Raw genomic sequence first — 361 nt, forward strand, 5'->3', positions numbered from 1 at the left:
GAGGCCGGCTTACACGGAGGATGCCGCCAAACTCCTGGTGGTATCCCGTGCCCTGAGGCTGCGCCGTGACCGGCCTGAACTCTTTGGCGGGTACCGTGCGGTGGATGTCCGCGGTGAGGCAGCGAACCACCTGATCGCGTTCGATCGGGGTGCCGATGGCCCAGGCGCCGTCACACTCGCCACCCGTTTGCCCAAGCGGTTGGCTGGGGACGGCGGCTGGCGGGATACGGTCATCGATCTGCCCGTCACCTTCCGCGATGAACTCACCGGAGCTACGTACGGCGCCGGCGAAGTTTCCGTGGCCACTGTCTTGGGGCAGTATCCGGTGGCACTGCTTGTACCTGCCGAGTAATGACGGACG

The 361-nt window shown here is 65.9% G+C and carries 1 pseudogene; it reads left to right on the forward strand.

From position 1 onward, the window contains the following. Positions 1-352: pseudogene (locus tag SCA31_RS22670) on the forward strand (hypothetical protein); the annotation flags it as partial. Between the last annotated feature and the right edge of the window lie 9 nt (positions 353-361).

It is taken from the genome of Chryseobacterium sp. SIMBA_028 (assembly GCF_046535285.1).
Classification (GTDB): Bacteria; Bacteroidota; Bacteroidia; order Flavobacteriales; family Weeksellaceae; genus Chryseobacterium.